Source organism: Solemya elarraichensis gill symbiont (assembly GCF_002021095.1).
Taxonomy (GTDB): Bacteria; Pseudomonadota; Gammaproteobacteria; order Chromatiales; family Chromatiaceae.
Genome location: NZ_MPRK01000353.1, coordinates 1 through 1,272 on the forward strand (window position 1 = coordinate 1; position 1,272 = coordinate 1,272).

Sequence of the window (1,272 nt, forward strand, 5' to 3'; positions counted from 1 at the left end):
GTTGACGACGAACAGCAGGCGTACATGACTGGCAATCATACTCTCTGTCGCCTCCTTGAGGAGTGCGCATGGATTAACCGTCTGCGCCGAGACTTTCGTCAGGTCTGTCATAACATCTGTCGCGGGATCAGACATGGAAACATTGCCGCGTGGTGTATAGGCAGGCTCCAGGTAAGTGGTTTCACTCTCCAGGAGTTGTTTTTCCAGGGCTCTGTTTGTAGTACTCATAACTGCTTCTCCTTGTGATCACCATGAACCGGGTGGTCACTGTTATACATTTTGCAGTTTCCTGCGTTTAATTCTGACAAGATACTGCCAGATGCAGGCCGAGGTCAATCACAAAACCGGGGTATTTTTCCTGTCTGAAACTGTCATGGGGGCAGGGCGCCGACAGGCGCCGCCATGAGTTATTTTTCTGTCAGTGTTTCCAGGTCGTCTCCGCCAATTGCCCTGTGGCAGGCGATACATCCTGCAGAAGCATTTTTTCCAATACGTCCGGCCAATAATGTGCCCTTCGGGTTCTTGCCGAGATCACCAACAGGTGTATATTTTGCCCAGAACCAGTCGAGATTATCGCTATCGTAGCCTGCCTCGCGTTTGACCATGACTGTCACGGCTTTCAGGTTGGAGACAGGGTCGCTGTATATCGATTTGACGGAGATGTTCTCACCACCGTGATTTCGCTTCACGATAACTCGCGATACCTTGCCATCTACCTCTATCTTTTTATCAAGGACTTGCTGAATTGCGCCATGCGGCTGATTGCCCGCGAATGGGAATACATTGATAGCGCTTGTACCGACAAGCTGGTTACTCTCCAGCGAATCCCACAGTTTTTCTGCATAAGAGACATCATCCGGGCCTCCGAAAAAAGCGGGCGCTGCATCTTGGGCTGTAGCCGTTTGCCCTAAAATCAGTATGGATGCTGCCAACAGGGAGTAGTTTTGCCTGATTAATCTATTCATCTTCTGTTCCTCTATTTTGGTGTTCTTGCCATAGAGGTGACACTGTTTGGGGATTGTGGCATTCATAAAAAGAATTAATATTCTTGAGGCGAATTGAAGTGATATCTTCTACCGCGATTTGAGTATGGGGCTGTATTCAGTATGTAGGCTAGTGACTTCGCGAGATATTTATAGGAATATATATTATATAATTCAATATATTGCATAATTATCAGTGAATTGGCTTGAGAAACTTCTGAGTATGGTCTATTCTTCAGAAAACCTTGTAAATCAGTAGTAAATACTTTTTCACAAGGCTGCACGGATA

The 1,272-nt window shown here is 46.5% G+C and carries 1 protein-coding gene and 1 pseudogene; both read right to left on the reverse strand.

What is annotated here, in order from left to right; all coding sequences use genetic code 11:
- Positions 1 to 228: pseudogene (locus tag BOW51_RS10870) on the reverse strand (hypothetical protein); the annotation flags it as partial.
- Between the two features lie 179 nt (positions 229 to 407).
- Positions 408 to 965 carry a hypothetical protein gene (locus tag BOW51_RS10875; RefSeq protein WP_078477717.1) on the reverse strand — a complete coding sequence of 186 codons (558 nt, stop codon included), beginning with the start codon at positions 963 to 965 and terminating at the stop codon, positions 408 to 410.
- Positions 966 to 1,272: the final 307 nt, after the last annotated feature.

Bases quoted from the DNA above. Each gene is read 5' to 3' on its own strand.
- BOW51_RS10875 (WP_078477717.1), bottom strand. From the start codon at position 965: ATGAATAGATTAATCAGGCAAAACTACTCCCTGTTGGCAGCATCCATA.